Origin of the sequence: Dolichospermum sp. UHCC 0352, from assembly GCF_009711925.1 — a bacterium.
Lineage (GTDB): Bacteria > Cyanobacteriota > Cyanobacteriia > Cyanobacteriales > Nostocaceae > Dolichospermum > Dolichospermum lemmermannii.
The window spans coordinates 1-5,623 of the sequence record NZ_VIKY01000248.1; the positions used below are offsets into that span (position 1 = coordinate 1).

The 5,623-nt window shown below is 41.2% G+C and carries 4 protein-coding genes; all 4 read left to right on the forward strand.

The genetic code is table 11. The annotated features are described in order from the left end of the window. Positions 1-1,163 precede the first annotated feature (1,163 nt). The 4 genes from FJR06_RS17945 (at position 1,164) to FJR06_RS17960 (ending at position 5,337) form a co-directional block, all read left to right on the forward strand. On the forward strand, positions 1,164-2,933 hold the full coding sequence (locus FJR06_RS17945; protein WP_168651952.1) for an iron uptake porin: 1,770 nt from the start codon (positions 1,164-1,166) through the stop codon (positions 2,931-2,933). Between the two features lie 281 nt (positions 2,934-3,214). Then, entirely contained in the window at positions 3,215-3,652 is a 438-nt protein-coding gene (locus FJR06_RS17950) for an Rrf2 family transcriptional regulator (protein ID WP_015081082.1), read from the forward strand. 17 nt (positions 3,653-3,669) lie between these two features. Next, positions 3,670-4,632 (forward strand): cysteine synthase A, encoded by a 963-nt coding sequence (cysK, locus tag FJR06_RS17955; RefSeq protein WP_015081081.1) that lies wholly within the window; start codon positions 3,670-3,672, stop codon positions 4,630-4,632. 15 nt (positions 4,633-4,647) lie between these two features. After that, a complete protein-coding gene (locus FJR06_RS17960; protein WP_168651953.1) occupies positions 4,648-5,337 on the forward strand; it encodes a J domain-containing protein in 690 nt (229 codons plus the stop codon). The last annotated feature ends 286 nt before the right edge of the window (positions 5,338-5,623 follow it).

Consider the following 5,623-nt stretch of genomic DNA (forward strand, 5'->3'; position numbering starts at 1 on the left):
AACCCCACGAACAGTTCGTATTCCCAGAAGAAGTATTACCACGCGGTAACGCTCTCTAAAACCTATCATCTTTGAATTAGCCCCTACCTATTGGTAGGGGTTTTTTTATAAGGAGAAATTTAAATTCAGGTATTGCAAATTTTTGTAGTTGTGCTATAGTAGTCTCAGGTTACAAGACCAAAGCATTTTGCTTTGCCCCTTTTGAAATTAAGACCGTTTAGGCAATAAGGAGGTGATGCCCATGATAGAAAGTAGTATACCCATGGGTCGTCAAGTTGCAGTTAGCCGGCTGTGTGCCGGGGCTGTTCTCTAAAAGTTAGCTTTAGTTCTCTTGAGATACTAAGTTAGCTCAACTAACTAGGCTTAACATCGGAGTTCCTTCCGGCAGTCTGGTTGCAACTTGAAGACCCGCTAGACCGCCCTGACTTAGATTATCTGATCTAAATCAGGGCGGATAGTTTTTAAGGGTGGTTTTTGGTTGAAACCAGTACACAACCGAGTCAGTGAATTAACTATTTAAAAAGCCGAAAAAGCTTGTTTGATCTAATTTTTTGATTTTGTTTTATGGTACTAAGTAGTAATTTTTAACCAGTAGCATAAGGCAATATTTAGATATTTGCTGACAACAATTACCAACGTAAATTATTGTTGTGGAACATTTGTTAGCGATCGCCTATCATTTATATTTGTCAGGTTTTTGGAGTGAAAACAAAACACCCATTGCGAACAAATGATAATTAATGTGGAAAGGTTTTGATTGAAAGTATATTTCAAAACCTATCTAAATTCTTCAATGCCGAAGCTTATTCGCTAATCTTCAGTGTAAGAAAAGTTCGATATGAGTTTAAAGAAGTCAAATCTACTTGGTGTAACTGATAATATACTACTAGAAAAATTGACATCTACTTAATCAAAAAATCTTATGTTGATTATTAGAAAAAACTATAATATAATGGCAGGATATGGTCAGAAAGTTTTTGCATAAGTTAATTGCATGGAAGTTTAACGATTAATTAATCAATTGTTAGCCTTGTGAAAGCTATGATTGTGGAATTGGTGTCAGCCATACCTATTGCACAGGTTTCAACAAGACTTCGCGTTTGTAAACAGTTAGCTATAGCGAACTCATGTTATCCATATAAGGTGTGAGGAGAAAAGGAAAAATGTCTAATATTTTGTGGAAATCCCTGGTGGTTAGCCCAGCAATTTTGGGAGCAGCGTTGTTAGTATCTTCAACAGCGATAGCCGCACCAAGTACCACCAAGGGAGCATCATCAATTGAAACTTCCTCTACAGCAGAAGTTTCCCAACAGCCAGCAGTATTGGCGACAGAAACCAAAGAAGCTCAAGTTTTAGCTCAGGTCAACCGCTACAGCAACGAGAACAATACTTCCATAAATCAGGTAACATCAGTTTCCCAGTTCTCTGATGTGCAACCTACAGATTGGGCATTCCAAGCTTTGCAGTCCTTGGTTGAACGCTACGGCTGTATTGCGGGTTATCCCAATGGCACATTTCGTGGTAATCGGGCTTTAAGCCGTTACGAATTTGCGGCTGGTTTGAATGCTTGTTTAGATCGTGTGAATGAATTGATTGCCACAGCAACGGCTGATATGGTGACAAAACAGGATCTAGCAACATTACAGCGTTTGCAAGAAGAGTTTTCTGCGGAATTGGCAACCTTACGCGGCCGGGTAGATGCTTTAGAAGGACGGACTGCTGAATTAGAAGCCAATCAATTTTCTACTACCACTAAATTAAAAGGTGAGGCTATTTTTGCTGTCACTGATGCTTTTGGCAGCGAGACAGGCAAAGCTAACCGGGCAGTATTCCAAGACAGAGTCCGTTTAGGCTTGGAAACCAGCTTTACGGGTAGAGATGTGTTGACAACCCGTCTAGCTGCTGGTAATGCCACAGGCTTTGATTTAAAAGACAAGAATGGTAATTCTATTGCTGGTTCTCAAGTACCTGGCAACGGAGTCGGTACACAAACCTTTGAAGTCGGTAGCACTGGCGCTAACAGCGTCAAAATTGACAAATTAACTTATGAAGCTCCTTTGGGACCTGCAAGAGTTTATCTTTCAGCTAGTGGTGGGCAACATAGTGATTATGCGGCTGTTAACAATCCTTACTTCTTTGATAAAACAGATGGTGGTAAGGGGGCTTTAAGTACCTTTGCTTCTGAAAACCCCATCTACCGGATTGGTGGTGGTTCTGGTATTGCCTTGAATGTCCCGTTTGGTAAACCTGGTAGTAGTTTCTTGAAACCAAGTTCAATCACATTAGGTTACTTGGCTTCAAATAACTCGGTCTCAAATGCTGCTAGTCCTGCCCCAAGTAATGGCTTGTTCGACGGTAACTATGCGGCTTTAGGTCAGTTGAACTTTAATGTTGGTAATCGCGTTGCTTTGGCTGCAACCTATGTGCATGGTTATCAAAAAGCAGGTAGCACCTTATTTGATTCAGGATTTGATGGTGGTGCTTTGGTAGGTACAGCACAAGCGAATTCTTTAGGTGCGGACAGAACAATTCTCAATGCTCCATCAACTAGTGCCTCTTCCAGCAACTCCTACGGTATTTCCGCAGCTATCAAGCCTAGCGATAAACTCTCTTTGAGTGGTTTCGTTTCCTACCATGATGTTACAGGCTTTGGAGCTAATGATGATAAGGAAGCTTGGAGCTATGGTGCAGGTTTAGCTTTACCTGATTTTGGTAAGAAAGGTAACGTCTTGGGTATCTTCGGTGGCGCTCAACCTTACTCACTAGGTGCGACTGGTAGAGAGACTCCATACCAAGTTGAAGGCTTTTATAAGTATCGCGTTTCTGAAAATGTATCCGTAACTCCTGGAGTTATTTGGATGACATCTCCTGGACAAAATAATACCAGTAATGATGCCTTTGTTGGTACACTCAGAACAACTTTTAGCTTCTAAATAGTTAAAAGTTTGTTGATAAGTTTCAACGTGATTTGACCCTGCCTCATGGCGGGGTTTTTTTGTGGAGAGAAAAACCCCAGTTAAGAACCGGAGTATACTGGAAAAGAGCTTAAGAGACTTCCAAATAAAAAAATGTCCCAAAACTGATGCAGAAATTCTCTCTCTGTGTACTCTGTGCCTCTGTGGTTCGTTTCTTAGGATAATTTATTTCTTGGAAGTCTCTAACTGTGAGGTTTTGCTCATTTTCATCCTTCAATTTTGATCTTGGACTACTGCTTGTGGAATTATCATGTAAATCTGAATACGCAATTTTGGCGTTATTAGAGATGGCTACTCATTACGAAAACGGTGAACCGATGCAAATTCGGCAAATCGCTCTGCAACAAAAGATACCTGATCGCTATTTGGAACAACTGTTAGCAACTTTGCGGCGGGGGGGTATAGTTAAAAGTCAACGGGGTTCAAAAGGCGGCTATTTATTGGCGCGAGAACCTCGGAAAATTAGTATCTTTGAGATTTTAGAATGTTTGGAAGGTTTAGATGTGCAGACTGGTGAACAAAATACTAACCTCACAAGTTTAGATAATTCTGTGGTGTCAGAAATTTGGCAAGAAGCACGTCAGGCAGCAAATTCAGTATTACAAAATTATTCGCTTCAGGATCTTTGTGAAAAACGGGATTCCCGGAAGCAGTTGGATATCATGTACTACATTTGAAGGCATAAGAATTTATCATGCGGATTGTTGAAAATATTACGGAATTGGTGGGACGGACACCTCTAGTTAAGTTAAACCGGATTCCTCAAGAATTAGGTTGTGTGGCTACAATTCTCGTGAAATTGGAAAGTATGAACCCTTCGTCATCGGTGAAAGACCGCATTGGGGTAAGTATGATTACTGCGGCTGAGAAGGAAGGATTAATTGCCCCTGGGAAGACGATTCTGGTGGAACCAACATCGGGAAATACGGGCATTGCTTTGGCAATGGCGGCGGCGGCCAAGGGGTATCAATTAATTTTAACAATGCCGGAAACGATGAGTGCGGAACGGCGGGCGATGTTAAGGGCTTATGGGGCCCAATTGGAACTCACTCCGGGAATTGCGGGGATGAGTGGGGCGATTCGGCGGGCGCAGGAGATTGTGGATAGAACACCATACTCTTATATGTTGCAACAGTTCCGCAATCCGGCTAATGCCCAAATTCATCGGGAAACTACGGCGGAGGAAATTTGGGAGGATACGGATGGATTGGTGGATATGATTGTGGCGGGTGTGGGGACTGGGGGGACGATTACTGGGGTGGCGGAAGTTTTGAAGGACCGGAAACCGAGTTTTCAGGCGATCGCTGTCGAACCAGCTAATAGCCCGATATTATCGGGAGGTAAACCGGGTCCCCATAAAATTCAGGGCATTGGGGCGGGTTTTATTCCCCAAGTGTTAAAGTTAGAATTGATTGATGAGGTAATTACGGTTACTGATGAGGAGGCGATCGCTTTTGGTCGCAAATTAGCCAGGGAGGAAGGATTATTGTCTGGAATCTCCACTGGTGCAGCCCTTTGTGCGGCGGTTCGGGTCGCCCAACGTCCTGAAAATCAGGGACGCTTAATTGTGATGATTCAGCCTAGTTTCGGTGAGAGATATTTAAGTACACCTTTATTCCAAGACCTAGAAGCGAAAACCGCAACTAGTACCAATTAACAATCTATTGGATTCATGTCCGATTTTAACCACTACGATACCCTCAAAGTTAGTAATCATGCCAGTCAAGCGGAGATCAAACAAGCTTATCGCCGCTTGGTGAAAATTTTTCATCCTGATAGTAATCAAGACATTACAGATAATGAGCAAATTATTCGTGTTAATGCCGCCTATGAAGTTTTAAGTGATAGTAAAAGTCGTCTTGATTATGATGAAAAACTTCGTCACGGTCAGCAACAATTTCATCATGTTCGCCAAAAACGTGCAGAATCTGCTCAACAACATTACAAAGCAACTAGGAAAACTAGAAAAGATATTGATGAAAATATTGAGGAATGGATACGTTTAGTTTATAAACCAGTAAATCGGATACTTTGTACAATTCTTAATTCTTTAGAATCACAAATTGAGGAGTTAGCAGCCGATCCTTTTGATGATGATCTTTTAGACGAATTTCAAGATTATTTAGCATCCTGTCGGGAAGATTTGAAGGACGCACAAATTAAATTTCGTTCTTTGCCAAATCCCGCTAGTTTTGCAGCAGCAGCAGCCCATATTTACTATTGTATGAGTCAAGTGGGAGATGGAATTGAGGAATTAGCATACTTTCCATTAAGTTATGATCATCGCTATTTACACACGGGACAAGAGTTATTTCGGATAGCTAAAAGATTGTATCGGGAAGCGCAAGAGTCCGTGAGTTGATGAGATGATCGTAGGAGTCGTTTAATTACTAAGTAGGTTGGGGTTGAAAATTGTCGTTATGACAAGATAACAGGGAAGAGGTTTTGGGCAATTTGACTTTTTGTTATGGTTTTTTTCCGTTTACTTACTTATCTATTAAACCGAAATATTGCTTATTTTTTTAACAATATAATAATTCCCATTCTATCGGGTTAGAAGCGGAAATAATTAAACGCAGATGGACGCAGATGGACGCAGATAATTTTGTAGTTAATTAGACTAGTGGTCTGTCAAGCTAAAAGTTGTG

Excerpts from the sequence above, each read along its gene's own strand:
- FJR06_RS17960 (WP_168651953.1), top strand. The coding sequence starts at position 4,648 with ATGTCCGATTTTAACCACTACGATACCCTCAAAGTTAGTAATCATGCC.
- cysK (WP_015081081.1), top strand. The coding sequence starts at position 3,670 with ATGCGGATTGTTGAAAATATTACGGAATTGGTGGGACGGACACCTCTA.
- FJR06_RS17945 (WP_168651952.1), top strand. The coding sequence starts at position 1,164 with ATGTCTAATATTTTGTGGAAATCCCTGGTGGTTAGCCCAGCAATTTTG.